Origin of the sequence: Clostridium sp. RTP31139st1_H3_RTP31139_211217, from assembly GCF_040227035.1 — a bacterium.
Lineage (GTDB): Bacteria > Bacillota > Clostridia > Clostridiales > Clostridiaceae > Clostridium > Clostridium saudiense.
The window spans coordinates 20,129-34,613 of the sequence record NZ_JBCOAB010000006.1 but is presented as its reverse complement, the minus strand read 5'-3'; the positions used below and the strand labels follow the sequence as shown (position 1 = coordinate 34,613).

General features: G+C 28.0%; 13 protein-coding genes, 1 tRNA gene, 2 riboswitches and 1 other annotated feature. All 14 genes read left to right on the top strand.

Annotated features, from left to right (window positions below):
• Nucleotides 1–145: 145 nt before the first annotated feature.
• The 14 genes from ABUA17_RS04115 to ABUA17_RS04050 all read left to right on the top strand — a co-directional run bounded on the left by ABUA17_RS04115 (nt 146) and on the right by ABUA17_RS04050 (nt 14,325).
• The gene (locus ABUA17_RS04115) at nt 146–916 is read left to right on the top strand and encodes a DUF2087 domain-containing protein (RefSeq protein WP_055291493.1); all 771 of its coding nucleotides are present in this window, start codon (nt 146–148) and stop codon (nt 914–916) included.
• A gap of 18 nt (nt 917–934) precedes the next feature.
• Complete coding sequence (locus tag ABUA17_RS04110; protein WP_207743371.1) at nt 935–1,081, top strand: N-acetyltransferase; 147 nt, start codon at nt 935–937, stop codon at nt 1,079–1,081.
• A 127-nt stretch (nt 1,082–1,208) separates the two neighbouring features.
• Entirely contained in the window at nt 1,209–1,694 is a 486-nt protein-coding gene (tpx, locus tag ABUA17_RS04105; RefSeq protein ID WP_042396355.1) for a thiol peroxidase, read from the top strand.
• Between the two features lie 23 nt (nt 1,695–1,717).
• Nucleotides 1,718–2,035 carry a hypothetical protein gene (locus ABUA17_RS04100; protein WP_042396353.1) on the top strand — a complete coding sequence of 106 codons (318 nt, stop codon included), beginning with the start codon at nt 1,718–1,720 and terminating at the stop codon, nt 2,033–2,035.
• A 226-nt stretch (nt 2,036–2,261) separates the two neighbouring features.
• Nucleotides 2,262–3,371: an ABC transporter ATP-binding protein gene (locus ABUA17_RS04095; RefSeq protein WP_055291494.1), complete on the top strand. Its 1,110-nt coding sequence runs from the start codon at nt 2,262–2,264 to the stop codon at nt 3,369–3,371.
• Nucleotides 3,372–3,396: 25 nt separating this feature from the next.
• On the top strand, nt 3,397–4,338 hold the full coding sequence (locus ABUA17_RS04090) for a PucR family transcriptional regulator (protein ID WP_195951061.1): 942 nt from the start codon (nt 3,397–3,399) through the stop codon (nt 4,336–4,338).
• A 179-nt stretch (nt 4,339–4,517) separates the two neighbouring features.
• Nucleotides 4,518–5,462 (top strand): PucR family transcriptional regulator, encoded by a 945-nt coding sequence (locus tag ABUA17_RS04085; protein ID WP_055275778.1) that lies wholly within the window; start codon nt 4,518–4,520, stop codon nt 5,460–5,462.
• A gap of 251 nt (nt 5,463–5,713) precedes the next feature.
• Complete coding sequence (locus tag ABUA17_RS04080; RefSeq protein ID WP_042396347.1) at nt 5,714–6,733, top strand: LacI family DNA-binding transcriptional regulator; 1,020 nt, start codon at nt 5,714–5,716, stop codon at nt 6,731–6,733.
• A 65-nt stretch (nt 6,734–6,798) separates the two neighbouring features.
• Nucleotides 6,799–8,295 (top strand): 4-alpha-glucanotransferase, encoded by a 1,497-nt coding sequence (malQ, locus tag ABUA17_RS04075; RefSeq protein ID WP_042396345.1) that lies wholly within the window; start codon nt 6,799–6,801, stop codon nt 8,293–8,295.
• 116 nt (nt 8,296–8,411) lie between these two features.
• On the top strand, nt 8,412–9,176 hold the full coding sequence (locus ABUA17_RS04070; protein WP_042396343.1) for a potassium channel family protein: 765 nt from the start codon (nt 8,412–8,414) through the stop codon (nt 9,174–9,176).
• 67 nt (nt 9,177–9,243) lie between these two features.
• Nucleotides 9,244–9,330, top strand: a tRNA-Leu gene (locus ABUA17_RS04065).
• Nucleotides 9,331–9,413: 83 nt separating this feature from the next.
• Complete coding sequence (locus ABUA17_RS04060; RefSeq protein WP_042396341.1) at nt 9,414–10,373, top strand: D-2-hydroxyacid dehydrogenase; 960 nt, start codon at nt 9,414–9,416, stop codon at nt 10,371–10,373.
• Nucleotides 10,374–10,432: 59 nt separating this feature from the next.
• Nucleotides 10,433–10,626: a binding site (T-box leader), on the top strand.
• 84 nt (nt 10,627–10,710) lie between these two features.
• Nucleotides 10,711–12,381 carry a 2-isopropylmalate synthase gene (gene leuA / locus ABUA17_RS04055; RefSeq protein WP_349817956.1) on the top strand — a complete coding sequence of 557 codons (1,671 nt, stop codon included), beginning with the start codon at nt 10,711–10,713 and terminating at the stop codon, nt 12,379–12,381.
• A gap of 65 nt (nt 12,382–12,446) precedes the next feature.
• Nucleotides 12,447–12,520: riboswitch (glycine riboswitch) on the top strand.
• Nucleotides 12,521–12,612: riboswitch (glycine riboswitch) on the top strand. It begins immediately after the preceding riboswitch.
• 306 nt (nt 12,613–12,918) lie between these two features.
• Nucleotides 12,919–14,325, top strand: coding sequence for an alanine/glycine:cation symporter family protein (locus ABUA17_RS04050; protein WP_349817957.1), 1,407 nt, complete (start codon nt 12,919–12,921; stop codon nt 14,323–14,325).
• The last annotated feature ends 160 nt before the right edge of the window (nt 14,326–14,485 follow it).

Here is a 14,485-nt window from a genome sequence, read left to right as displayed (position 1 = left end):
GTTCAATATGATTATGAGCTTCTCTATGAAATCAATATAAAGCAACAATATAATAAACAAAAGATAAAAATATCTATAAAATAATAGACAAAAATAGAAAGTATCTATATAATAATTTTAAGAGCAAGAAAAGGAGTAAGAGAAAATGAGCAATGAAAATAAAAATGAGTTATGGGATTCAAAGATAGAAGATATAAAAAAGGGCTATATAGAAAGAGATGAGTATTATAAATGTTTAATTTGTAATGAAGTTTATACAAAGGGGAGGATTTATGAAGTTAATTCATATTTATATGAAGCTAAAAAAGCTATGGAACTGCATATAAAAGAATATCATAAGTCTATGTTAGATTATTTGTTAAATATGAATACAGCATATACAGGTATTACTGAAGTGCAGAGAGAGTTAATTGTTTTAATTGTACAAGGATTAAGTGATAAAGAAATAGCTAATAAACTTGGTGTAGCTGCATCTACAGTTAGAAATCATAGATATAAGCTAAGAGAAAAGGAAAAGCAAGCAAAATTATTCTTATCAATGATGGAATTATTAGCGTCTCATACAAGTAAAAATATTTGTAAAATGGATAATGAAGAAATATGTGATTCACATGCTGGTGCAACAACATTAGATGATAGGTATAACATTACAGATAAAGAAAAATTACAAACTGTTAAAAGTTATATGACAGAAGAAGGAGCACTTAAAAATTTCCCTGCAAAGGAAAAAAAGAAAATTATAATTTTAGAAGAAATAATGAAAAATTTTCGTAAGGGTAAAATCTATTCTGAAAAAGATATAAATAAAACATTAAAAAGAATATATGAAGATAATGCTACTATAAGAAGATATTTAATTGAATATGGATTTTTAGATAGATCAAAGGATTGTAGCAAGTATTGGGTAAAGGAATAAAGGATTAGGAAAAAACTTTTGGAAACTGCTATAAAATTTCTAGTTGATAAAAATGTTGATAAAATAGGACTAATAGTAATTGAGAAAAATAAGGTAGCTTATGAACTATATAAAAAGAGAGGATTTATAAAAGAAAATACCATAATTGAGTGGATAGAACTATAAATATAATAAAATCCAAAGATGTAATTAATATATCTTTGGATTTTGTTATTGAAATAATTAAATTACATACTATTGGGGAACTATATTAATGTAGCAAGTATTAATAAGTTTAAGGGAGGTGTAATTTATGCAAATAACATTTAATGGTGATCCTATTACTCTTGTTGGAAACATGCTTAAAGTAGGAGATGATGCACCTGATTTCTTAGTGGTAGATAACACTTTAAAAGATGTAAAGTTGAATGACACAAAAGGAAAAAGAATATTTGTAACTGTACCATCAATAGATACTTCTGTATGCGATATGGAGGTAAGAAAATTTAATGAAGAAGCTTCAAAATTAAATGATGTTACAGTATATGTAGTATCAATGGATTTACCATTTGCACAAGTAAGATGGTGTGGAAATGCTGGTGTTGATAGAGTAAAAACAGTATCAGATTTTAAACAAAAAAGCTTTGGTAAACAATATGGAACATTGATACAAGAGTTTGGATTTTTAACTAGGGCTATATTTGTAGTAGATGAAAATAATAAAATTACATATGTTGAATATTGTAATGATGTAATAAATGAACCCAATTATGAAAAGGTATTGGATGCTGTAAAATAATTTTTATAAAAGGAGATTTTATTATGAGTATAAAAGAATCAATCGAAGAAATGAAAATTCATCATGAAGAAAGAAAAGAAGAGAGACATGAAAGACATGAAGAGAAAAAATTTGCTCATGAAATAAAACATCAAATGAAAGAAGAGGAAAGAGAAGAAAAAAAGGCACAAAGAGAAAAACAACATGAATTAAAGAAGGAATTTAAAGAAGAAGAAAAAGGAGCTGAAAAGATAGCAAAGGATTTAGATAAAGAAATAAGAAAGTATGAAAAAGAAGAAAGAAAGGAACAAAAAGAATTTGCTCATGAATTAAAAAAGCAAATGGAAAAAGAAACTGAATAAAAGAAATTAGCATAAAGGCATATAGAGAGTTGTTTTCTATATGTCTTTTAGTTTATTATATATTATGTAAAAAATATCATTTTAATAATAGTTTTAGATAAATATACAAAATAAAGGTAACATATTTGTAAATATTGCATATGGATGAAAACAGTTACAGGTTGTACAATAAATATATCAAATGAAGTTAATAAATTTAGAAGTTGATTTATGGGAGGAATAAAAAATGGCAAATTTATCATTACAACATATTTATAAAATATATCCAGGGGATGTAACAGCAGTTAAAGATTTTAATTTAGAAATTGAAGACAAAGAGTTTATTGTATTCGTTGGACCATCAGGATGTGGTAAGTCAACAACTTTAAGAATGATTGCAGGGCTAGAAGATATTTCTAAAGGGGAATTATATATAGGGGACAAGCTAGTTAACGATGTTGAACCAAAGGAAAGAGATATAGCAATGGTTTTCCAAAACTACGCATTATATCCACACATGACAGTATTCGATAACATGGCATTTGCATTAAAATTAAGAAAAGTTCCAAAAGCTGAAATAGAACAAAAAGTAACTGAAGCAGCTAAAATATTAGATATTGAACACCTATTAAAGAGAAAGCCAAAAGCTTTATCAGGAGGTCAAAGACAAAGAGTTGCATTAGGAAGAGCTATCGTAAGACATCCAAAAGTATTCTTAATGGATGAGCCTTTATCAAACTTAGATGCTAAATTAAGAGTTCAAATGAGAACAGAAATAACTAAGTTATATAGAAAGTTACAAACTACATTTATATATGTAACACATGACCAAGTAGAAGCTATGACAATGGGTACTAGAATCGTTGTAATGAAGGATGGAGTTATTCAACAAGTCGATTCTCCAATAAATATTTACAATAATCCAGCTAACCTTTTTGTAGCTGGATTCATAGGAAGCCCTCAAATGAACTTCTTAGAAGGAAAAGTAGAAAAATATGGAAATGATGTTTGTGCGGTATTTGGTGAAAATAAAATAATATTACCAGCTGAAAAGGCTCAAATATTAACAAAATCTGGATATGTTGGTAAGTCAGTAACATTTGGTATTAGACCAGAACACTTGAGTGATGATGCAGATTTAATTGCAGCTAATCCAGGAAGCATTGTAAAAGGGCATGTAGAAGTTATTGAACTTATGGGTTCAGAAAGTTATATATATACAAAATGTGGAAATAATCCGCTGAACATTAAAATTGAAGGTAGTACAGAATTAAAGATTGGTGAAGTAGCAAGTCTTTACTTAAAGGCAGAAAAGTTACATGTATTTGATAAGGAAACAGAATTAAGAGTTGTATAATAATTAATTCGTTGGAGGAGATATTGTGAAATGTATTGAGAAACTGGTAAATGAAGTGTATAACAGTTGTAAAATACCTTTCCAATTAATAATGCACGATGTAGGGGAATATTCTACACCGCAATTTGAAATTGCTCAAAATGAAGTTAATAAGAGATTTATTTATAATAACACTGAGTGCTGCATCAAAATAAATGCAGCATTTAGTGTTACACTTGATTTATTACAACTTTATGTAGAAGAAAGGTTAAATAAAGTATTTTTAAGTAAAAAGAGTATTATTTCAGCATTGTTAGATGGTAAGGAAATTGAAGAAGAAATAATTAAAGCTAGTTGGCCAGTGCTAACAAAAGATTTTGATTTAATAAATATATATATTGATAATTATAAGGATGAAATAATATCATATCTTAAACAGGGATATTCATGTAGTAAAGTAGATATTATAAATTATAAAGGTCAAATCCTTATGTTTGGAAAATTTGAAGACATGCTAGAACATGCTAAAAGCATTAAGGATACTATACAAAGTGTAATTACTTGTAAGTGTTATATTAGTTATTGCAATGTTGAAAATTATTTAACATTAAAAAAACATTATGACGATACAAGATATAAAATTGATTTAGCATTTAAATATAATATTATTGATGGAATATTTGATGCAAACAAGATTATTTTAGAGGGTATAATAGACTCAGTTTCGGAAGAAATGAAAAAAGGTGTATATGATAGGTTTGAAAAAGGAATATCAAAGTTAGATAATGAAATGATAAGAACTATGGAAGTTTTCTTTAAATGTGGATTAAATTTAAGTGAAGCTGCAAAAGAATTATATATTCATAGAAATACATTAATTTATAGATTAGATAAGATTCAAAAGTATACAAATTATGATATAAGAGATTTTAATGATGCTGTACTATTAAAGATCATATTCTTTATTTGGAAAGAAAAAAAATCTTGAGAATATTTTGAAAATAGTATATAATAACATTGAAAACGATACCGAAACTGTAAATTTAAGGGTAATTAGAATCTCCTAATATTTCTACCAATTTATTTAATTGGTGGAAATATCCTTAAATTGAGTGGGAATTATTTATCAAAACACCAATAGTATATGGGGTATTAGGAGGAGATAGTTTGAGAAATATTGATACCTTAGTTAATGAAATATATAATAATTCACAAATACCATTTCAATTGAATATTGAAGGAATTGGTAAATATACTACACCAAAATTTAAAAATGCAAATAGTACTGTGGAAAAAGCTATTAAATATAAAGGTGTAGATTATAAGGTTATGGTAAATAATCAACACAATTTAGCAATTGATTTATTAATGTTTTGTTTACAAAGTGCACTTAAAAGCATAATTATTGAAAAAGAAAATTTAATTTCTATGCTCTTAGATGATAATGAGGTGGAAAAGTCAATAATATTAGATATATGGCCACGGTTAAATGGAACATTTCAATTAATGAATATATTTGTTGAAGGAGACACTAACAATATATTAGCATGTATTAAGAAAAGTTATATAAATACCGAAGTAGAAGTTGTATTATATAATGGAAATATAATAGTAATAGGTGATTTACAAGAGACTATTAATCATGCAAAAAAAATAAAAGAAATTATAAATACACAATTTAATAAAAAATGCTATATTAGTTATTGTGAAGTAAGTAATTACAAAAAGATAAGACAAGCATATATTGAAAATCTTAAAAAAATTCAAATAGCAATTAAGTATAAAGTTAATTGTGAAATTTTTGATGACAATGAATTAATATTAGAAGTGATAGTTGATTCAATTTCAGATGAGATGAAACTTAGAATGTATGACAAATTTGCATCGAAAATATCGAATTTAGATGGAGAAATGATAAGAACTATAGAAACGTATTTCAAGTGTGGTTTAAATACAAGTGAAGCAGCTAAAGAATTGTTTATTCATAGAAATACTTTGTTATATAGATTAGATAAGATACAAAAAATAACGTCCTATGATATAAGGGAATTTAACAATGCAATGTTAATGAGGATAATGTTTTTTTATTTAGGAATAAAAAAGCAATTTTAATATTGAAAATATTAAAATTATAAGATACAATTATATTTGGAAACGGTACCGAATGGAGGGTATTTAAAACAAATATATTTAGTGAAAGTATTATTTAATCATGTATAGACATAAGTGACTCATTGGTGTAATATTTAGTAAGATTAATGAATCACTCCAATATAAAAAATGTTTTTGGTGTGGTCCATATCGTATTTTTTTAGATTTTACAGGTAACGATACCATAAATATTTTTTTGAGGAGGTATATTGATGAATATAAGGGATATCGCGAAAATATCCGGGGTTGGAGTTAGTACTGTATCCCGTGTTTTAAATAATCATCCTGATGTTAAAGAAAGTACTCGTGAAAGAGTTTTAGCAGTTATTAGAGAAAGTAATTATGTACCCAATAATAGTGCTAGAATATTAAAACAAAATAATACTAAAAATATAGGTGTTTTAGTAAAAGGGGTTTTTAATCCATTTTTCTCTGAGCTTATTAATGTTATTGGAAGCAAAATTAACGAAAAAAATTATACAATGATTTTACAACAAAATGATTATGTGTTAGAGCATGAAGTAGAAAACATAATTTCATTTGTAAAAGAAAAGAGATTACAAGGGATAATTTGCCTTGGAGGTAACTTTATTGATTTAGATGAAGATAGTTTCAAGAATATTGATGTTCCAGTAGTCTTAACGTCAGTTAATACTGTATCACCTTTAGGTAGAGATAAATATTCTACTGTGGGGATAGATAATCTTCAAGCTTCCTATTCTGCTACAGAATATCTTATAAAAAAAGGCCATACAAACATAGCATTAATGATAGGTGAGGAAAATGACTTTTGTGTTAGTTGGTGGAGATATAAGGGATATATAAAGGCTTTACGGGAATATGATATTGAAGTAAATGATGATAATTTACTTATTGGAGATTATGACACTAAAAAAGCTTACGAAGAAACATTAAAGTTTTTAAAACGTAGAAAAGATATTACTGCAATTTTTGCAATTTCAGATTTTATGGCTATAGGTGCAGCTAGAGCAGTTGTAGATAGTGGATTAGTTGTAGGTAAGGATGTATCTATATTAGGGTTTGATGGTATGGATATTAGTTGTTATTATAACCCAGGAATTTCAACTATAAAGCAACCTAAAAAAGAAATGGCTGAGAAGAGTGTAGAGATATTATTCGAACTTTTAAAGGGCAACGGAGAGAATAAACATATTTTATTAGATACAGAACTTTTAGAGAGAGAATCAAGTTCTTGTATTAATAAAAAATAAAATATTTATTAACGTAAATATAATATAATCAATTAAAATTATCGTGATAAAAGGAGCAGAATTATATGGAAAGAAGTGCAGGGGTTATAATGCATATTGCATCTTTACCAGGGAAGTTTGGTATTGGTACTTTTGGTAAAGAAGCGTATGAATATGTTGAATTTTTATTTAAATCAGGGTTAAAATACTGGCAGATATTGCCTTTGGGACAAACTGGATATGGGGATTCACCTTATCAATCATTTTCAGCATTTGCTGGAAACCCATATTTCATAGACTTTGATATTTTAAATAAAGAAGGAATTCTTAATAAAGAAGATTATGTAAATGAAAATTATGGAGATAATGAAGAATATATTGATTATGGGCGTTTATATGAAGTTAAATATATAGTATTAAAAAGAGCTTATGAAAATTTTAAAAAGCTAAATAATATAGATTTAAAAGCCAAATTTGAAGAGTTTACAAAAGAAAATGATTCATGGTTAGATGATTACTCGCTTTATATGGCAGTTAAGGGTAGATTTGGACTAGTTAGTTGGCAAGAATGGGATGAAGATATCAAGAAGAGAGAACCAGAAGCAATTAATAGATACAAAGACGAATTGTCTGATGAAATAGGATTTTGGTCTTTTATTCAATTCCTATTCTTTAGACAATGGAATGAATTAAAGAGTTATGCTAATGAAAAAGGAATAAATATTATAGGTGATATTCCTATATATGTGGCAGAAGATAGTGCTGATGTATGGAGTAATCCAGAAGCATATTTAATATATGAAGATACGTTAAAACCAATATCAGTAGCTGGATGTCCACCAGATGCTTTTTCAGAAACAGGACAACTATGGGGGAATCCTCTTTACGATTGGAACTATATGGAGAAGACAGGCTATAAGTGGTGGATTAAAAGAGTAGAAGAAAGCTTAAAGCTTTATGATGTAGTTAGAATTGATCACTTTAGAGGTTTTGAAAGCTATTGGGAAATTCCTTATGGTGAAGATACTGCTATTAATGGTAAGTGGGTTAAAGGACCTGGAATTAAATTATTTAAGGCAATTAAAGAAACATTAGGTGAAATAAATGTTATTGCAGAAGATTTAGGGTATTTAACAGATGAGGTTATTGATTTCTTACAAGAAACAGGATTCCCAGGAATGAAAGTATTACAATTTGCTTTTGATGCAAGAGAAGAAAGTAATTATTTACCTCATACTTATACAAGAAATTGTATAGCATATACAGGAACACATGATAATGATACTTTTAGAGGATGGTTTGAGTTAACAGGAAGTAAGAGTGATGTTGAGTATTGTAAAGAGTATTTAGCATTATCAGAAGAAGAAGGATATAACTGGGGCTTTATAAGAGGAGCATGGAGTAGTGTTGCAAATGTTTCAGTAGCATTAATGCAAGACTTCTTAAATCTTGGAAATGAGACAAGGGTTAACTTCCCATCAACTTTAGGAAATAACTGGAAATGGAGAGCTAAAGAAGGTAGTTATAATACTGAATTAGCAGATAAAATTTACAAGTATACAAAAATGTATGGAAGATGTTAATTATAATAAAGGACTATTGCGTAAATGCAATAGTCCTTTGATTTTTTATTCATCATATATCAGTTACATATAACATAAATATAAATATATAAATTTATATTTTATGAGGCAAGGGTATGAATAAGAAATGTGTATATGATTTTTTTATAGGATTGCTTGCGCTTATGTTAACGTTAATGTTGATTATAGAAATTTTCATTAATATTCCCAAAGAGGTAAGTTGGACATTTTATTATATTGATAATATAGTCAGATTGATATTTATAGGTGATTACGTTACAAGACTTGCAATAAGTAAAGAAAAAAGGAAATTTATAAAAGAAAATTTAATAGATTTGTTTTCAATATTTTCTATAAGATTTTATGTTAGAGTTTTAGGTTTTACTATTATTCCTTCAAAAGTTAATTCTTCATATTGTATAAAAGCTATTAAATCTATTATGTTAATTATTTGTGCAATAAAATTTAAAATAAGAGTCAAGGATGAAATTAGAAAAAGTAGGTTAAATTTTTTATTAGTTGTTTCTACTATTTTTATAGTAATAGGGGCTGTATTAATATCTATAGTTGAAGGTATGTCAATAGGAGATGCTTTATGGTGGAGTTTTGTAACATTTACTACGGTTGGGTATGGTGATATTTTATTAAAAACTCAATTAGGTAAAGCAATTGCTGTTTTATTAATGATTATAGGTATAGGTGTTATAGGAGTTATAACAACTAGTATTACATTATACATAATAAATGGCGGTAAAAAGATAGAAAAAACATATGAGGAAAAAGTCATTGAAGATATTAAGAGTATGCTTGATAATTTTGATGATTTAAGTAATGAGGATTTAGACAATATTGTAAAGATACTAAAGGCTTTAAAGAAATAAATGGAAAAATATACTTGAAATTAATTTATTAATAACATAAAATTATATTATAGTTTTTAAATTTTGCGCAGGTGTGCTGGAATAGGCAGACAGGATAGATTGAGGGTCTATTGAGGGATTCCTCGTGTGGGTTCAAGTCCCACCATCTGCACCAATAATAGAACTGCATCAAAGGTATATGTGAATATATTTTTGATGTGGCTCTTTTTTTATAGAAATTTTCGGGAGGATTTATAAATGAAAAAAATAGTAATACTTGATGGTAAAACTTTAGGAGATATTAGTATAGAAAAACTTAATGAAATTGGAGAAGTGCAATATTATGAAGCTACAGATGAAAGTCAAGTAGTTGAAAGAATAAAGGATGCTAATATAATATTAACTAATAAAGTAGTGTTAAATAGAAATAACATGAAAGATGCAAAAAATCTTGAATTCATTGCAGAAACAGCTACAGGATTTAATAACATAGATATAGATTATGCTAAAGAGCATAAAATAGGGGTAGCTAATGTAGCTGGATATTCAACAAATGCTGTAGTTCAACATACATTTGCTAGTGCACTAGGACTATTAGATCAAGTAGTATATTATGATAGGTATGTAAAGGAGGGTGAATATTCAAAATCAGGATCTTTTACATGTTTAAATAAACCTTATTATGAAATTGAAAATAAAGTATGGGGAATTATAGGTCTAGGAGCAATAGGAAATAGGGTAGGAAAGATAGCAGAAGCTTTTGGTGCGGAGGTAATATATTATTCTACTTCTGGCAAAAACTCTTCTACTCAATTTAAAAAAGTATCTTTTGAAGAGTTATTAGAAAAAAGTGATATTATTTCTATACATGCTCCATTAAATGAAAATACAAAGGGATTAATTAATTATGAAGCATTAATTAAGATGAAGAGTAGTGCAATACTAGTAAATATGGGCAGAGGGCCTATTGTTGTAGAAAAGGATTTAGCTAGGGCTATTGAGGAAGAGCAAATAAGAGGGGCTGCGCTAGATGTCTATGAGACAGAGCCAGTTGGTGAAGATAATATTTTATTATCAATAAAAAATAAAGATAAGCTTCTTTTATCACCACATATTGCATGGGCAAGCATAGAGGCGCGTGAAAGATTATTTAATGAAGTTGTAGAAAATATTAAAGCTTTTTATAATGGAAAAGATAGAAATAGAGTTGATAAATAAAATAATTATGTTCATTGACAAATATAAAGCAATATAGTAATATTATAGAAAATAAAATAAATATTGCTAGGAATGAGAGTAGTAAAGAATCCATGGTTTTTCAGAGAGTAGACGGTTGCTGCGAGTCTATAAATTATATTTTTGAACTCGCTCATGAGCTATAAGGGTGAACTTTTAGTAGCTCTTATCGGTTAATACCGTTATTTTAATTAAGTATAAATTTTGGATGGTACCGCGTAAATACGCTCCAATGGAGGGTAATATTACGCGTTTTTTTTATTTATTACAATAATATGTTACTAATTTATTTTGTTTATATATAAGGGGGCATTTATACATGTTAAATTACAGTAAGTATAGGAGATTTGAAACAATCAGTTTGAAGGAAAGAACATGGCCAAATAATGTTATTGAAAAAGCACCAATTTGGTGTAGTGTTGATTTAAGAGATGGAAATCAAGCTCTTATAAATCCAATGAATATAGATGAAAAAGTAGAATTCTTTAATATGTTAGTTAAATTGGGGTTTAAAGAAATTGAAGTTGGTTTCCCTTCATCATCTCAGATTGAATTTGATTTTTTAAGAAGATTAGTAGAGGATAATTGTATTCCTGATGATGTAGTAGTACAAGTATTAACTCAGGCAAGGCCACATTTAATAGAAAGAACTTTTGAAGCTTTACAAGGAGTAAAACAAGCTATAGTTCATATATATAATTCAACTTCAGTTTTACAAAGAGATGTAGTATTCAATATGAGTAAAGAAGAAATAAAGAATATTGCAGTTGAGGGGACAAAGCTTGTAAAAAAATATACTTCTGATTTTGAGGGGAAAATATTTTTAGAATATTCACCTGAAAGTTTTACTGGAACAGAAGTAGAATATGCATTAGAAGTTTGTGATGCAGTTGCTGATGCTTGGGGTGCAACTAGTGAAAATAAGATTATTATAAATTTACCATCAACAGTACAAATGGATACACCAAATGTATTTGCTGATCAAATAGAATATATGTGTCAAAATTTTAAGAATAGAGATAGAATTATTGTTAGTGTTCATCCGCATAATGATAGAGGTACAGGTGTTGCTGATGCTGAGTTAGCTTTATTAGCAGGAGCAGATAGAGTTGAAGGAACATTATTTGGTAATGGAGAAAGAACAGGTAATGTAGATATATTAACGGTTGCATATAATATGTTTTCACATGGAGTTAATCCAATGTTAAATCTTGAAAATATAAATGATATAATTGAGATTTATGAAAGATGTGTAAAAATACCAGTACCGGTTAGACATCCTTATGCAGGAAATTTAGTATTTACTGCATTTTCAGGTTCACATCAAGATGCAATAAATAAAGGGATGAAGAAATATGAAGAAAGAGGCTCAAAAATATGGCAAGTACCATATTTGCCTGTTGATCCAAGTGATCTTGGAAGAGAATATGAACCATTAGTTAGAATTAATAGTCAATCAGGTAAAGGTGGAGTTGCATTTGTAATGGATTATTGTTTTGGATTTAAATTACCTAAATCAATGCAACAGGAATTTGCAGAAGTGGTACAAAAAATTTCTGAGAAAAAAGGTGAAGTTCAGCCAAACGAAATTATGGATGCATTTAAAGAGCAGTATTTATCTTTACAGGAACCTTTTAAATTAATAAGTATTTCTATATCAGATATCAATAGTGATACAGAGAAAACAACGAAAGTAAATGCTGTTATTAATTATAAAGGAGAAGAACGTGAAATAGAAGGTATAGGTAATGGACCAATAGATTCATTAGGTAAAGCATTATCTAATAGTAAATTAATAGATGTTAGTATAATTGATTATAAGGAACATGCATTGAGTACAGGTTCTGAAGCTGAAGCAGCAGCATATGTTTATATGAGTAGAAATGATACTAACAAAAAGACATTTGGTGTTGGAGTTGATAGTAATATTACGAGAGCTTCAATAAAGTCTATAATAAGTGCTTTAAATAGATTGTATGGAAGTAAATAAAAATTTTTATATTGATTGATTTGAAATTTATGTATATAATAAGCTTTATAAGTTAATATGTTCGGTTGAAGGTAATGGGAGAGCGATTTAGATCCACCGAAGAAGTAAATCTTTCAGGTATTAGGACCGTTACTGGACGAGCCTCTGGAGAGACTCATAAGAGCACCGAAGGAGCAAGGTTTAATTTAAAGTTAAACTGAAACTCTCAGGTAAAAGGACAGGGGATTAAGATTAGTTAAAAGTTAATAGTTAATAGTTAGTAGTTAAGGTTTAAACTCATTATTGAGTTTATTAGTTTTATCTTATGGATAGTAATTTACAACCAATTTTTAGGTTAGGGATAACAAGGAATAAGATTTAGATAACGAATTCTAATATTAAGATTGCATAAAAATTTAATCTTAATATTAGAAATTCACTTTATATTAAAAAATTCAGGTTACCTGAATTTTACCTTAGCGCCTAACTAAAAACTCTTAACTAAAAACTAACTCTAATCTCCTCCTATAAATTTATAATTTTAAGGAGGATTTTTTTATGGAATTTTTAAATGGAGTTGAAAAAGTATTAAATAGTATTGATGGGATAGTATGGGGGCCACCTTTGCTAATATTATTAGTAGGAACAGGAATATACTTTACTTTTAAATTAAAGTTAATACAAGTATTTAAATTACCACTAGCACTTAAATATTTATTTGTTAAAGATAATGAAGAAGGTGATGAAGAGGCAAAAGGTGATGTATCAAGTTTTGCGGCATTATGTACTGCTTTATCAGCTACAATAGGGACAGGAAACATCGTTGGTGTAGCAACGGCTATTGCAGCAGGGGGACCAGGAGCTTTATTTTGGATGTGGATTGCTGCATTTTTTGGAATGGCAACTAAATATGCAGAAGGAGTTTTAGCTATAAAATATAGGGAAGTAGATGAAAATGGACAAATGTCAGGTGGACCTATGTATTATATAGAAAAAGGTCTTGGTAATAAATTTTTAGCTAAAATGTTTGCTGTGTTTGGCGTAGGGGTAGCACTTCTTGGAATAGGTACATTTGGACAAGTAAATTCTATATCTAAAGCAGCATTAATATCTTTTAATATTCCTTTATGGTGTACTGCTATTATAGTAACTGTATTAGTTGCATTAGTAACTTTAGGTGGTATAAAAAGAATATCAAATGTTGCTGAAAAGATTGTACCATCAATGGCTATATTATATATATTAGGTGCATTATTAGTATTAGGATTTAATTTAAAAGAAATACCTTCAGCAATAATGTTAATAATAAATAGTGCATTTAATCCAAAGGCAGCATTAGGTGGTACAGCAGGTATTACTGTAGCTTTAGCCATTCAAAGAGGTGTTGGAAGAGGCGTGTTTTCAAATGAAGCAGGTCTTGGTAGTGCACCAATAGCAGCTGCTGCGGCTAAAACAAAATCACCAGTTAAGCAAGGTTTAATTTCAATGACGGGTACATTTATTGACACAATAATAATATGTACTATGACAGGTCTTGCAATTGTATTAACAGGAAGCTTTAACAGTGGTCTTGAGGGTGCTGAAATGACTACATTTGCATTTCAACAAGGATTACCATTTGCAGTTATAGGAAAGTATATAGTAAATATAGGATTAATTTTCTTTGCATTTACTACTATAATAGGATGGAATTATTATGGAGAAAGATGTATTCAATATTTAACAGGTGTAAAGGGCATTATATTTTATAAGATAATATTTATTGTTTTTGTAGCAGTAGGTCCATTCTTATCACTAGATTTAGTATTTATAATAGCTGATATAGTAAATGGATTGATGGCATTACCTAATTTAGTTGGATTAATTGGATTAAGAAATGTAGTAATAAATGAAACTAATGAGTTTTTTCAAGAATTTAAGAGGGAACAAAGTAATGCTTTAGAGAAAGTTTATGAAATAGAATAATGAAAAAGTTGAATCTGTTATAGGTTTTAGATTATAAATTTAGCCTATAACAGATTTTTTTATTATATATGTATTTTTAAAATTATGGTTACTTTAGTAATAAAAATATACTTAAAAAGGTAAAATAAAGTATAGGAGGTAAATATGATTTATAAATATC

Coding starts and splice junctions, on each gene's coding strand:
- ABUA17_RS04115 (WP_055291493.1), top strand. CDS start 146: ATGAGCAATGAAAATAAAAATGAGTTATGGGATTCAAAGATAGAAGAT.
- ABUA17_RS04070 (WP_042396343.1), top strand. CDS start 8,412: ATGAATAAGAAATGTGTATATGATTTTTTTATAGGATTGCTTGCGCTT.
- ABUA17_RS04060 (WP_042396341.1), top strand. CDS start 9,414: ATGAAAAAAATAGTAATACTTGATGGTAAAACTTTAGGAGATATTAGT.
- ABUA17_RS04100 (WP_042396353.1), top strand. CDS start 1,718: ATGAGTATAAAAGAATCAATCGAAGAAATGAAAATTCATCATGAAGAA.
- ABUA17_RS04050 (WP_349817957.1), top strand. CDS start 12,919: ATGGAATTTTTAAATGGAGTTGAAAAAGTATTAAATAGTATTGATGGG.
- leuA (WP_349817956.1), top strand. CDS start 10,711: ATGTTAAATTACAGTAAGTATAGGAGATTTGAAACAATCAGTTTGAAG.
- tpx (WP_042396355.1), top strand. CDS start 1,209: ATGCAAATAACATTTAATGGTGATCCTATTACTCTTGTTGGAAACATG.
- malQ (WP_042396345.1), top strand. CDS start 6,799: ATGGAAAGAAGTGCAGGGGTTATAATGCATATTGCATCTTTACCAGGG.
- ABUA17_RS04095 (WP_055291494.1), top strand. CDS start 2,262: ATGGCAAATTTATCATTACAACATATTTATAAAATATATCCAGGGGAT.
- ABUA17_RS04080 (WP_042396347.1), top strand. CDS start 5,714: ATGAATATAAGGGATATCGCGAAAATATCCGGGGTTGGAGTTAGTACT.